Source organism: Bacillus sp. SIMBA_005 (assembly GCF_046535585.1).
Lineage (GTDB): Bacteria > Bacillota > Bacilli > Bacillales > Bacillaceae > Bacillus > Bacillus pumilus.
Genome location: NZ_JAWRWI010000257.1, coordinates 1 through 279, shown reverse-complemented (window position 1 = coordinate 279; position 279 = coordinate 1). Strand labels below are relative to the sequence as shown.

Annotated in this window: 1 protein-coding gene; it reads left to right on the top strand. The window is 50.5% G+C overall.

Annotated elements, in window-relative coordinates:
• Positions 1 to 279: hypothetical protein (locus SB660_RS20005; RefSeq protein WP_410584036.1), on the top strand; the 279-nt coding region annotated here is incomplete at both ends.

Genomic DNA, 279 nt, shown 5'->3' with positions numbered 1-279 from the left:
ATTACGTCTATACGCAAAATCTTACCCTGGGACAGTCACCTCTCCTCACTGATTGAACAGGGTGCTAACGCTGAAACCCGGGTGATTAGTTTTACGGTTACCGAATCCGGATACTACCTCACTCCGGCTCATGAAATTGATTTAAGCGCTCCTGACATCCAGGCTGATCTGAAAGGAGAGGCCCGTACTCTCTATGGTACGCTGGCGCGTATTCTTTCGGCGCGCGTGAATCAATGTGACGCACCGGTTACGCTGCTGAATTGCGACAACTTGAGACAC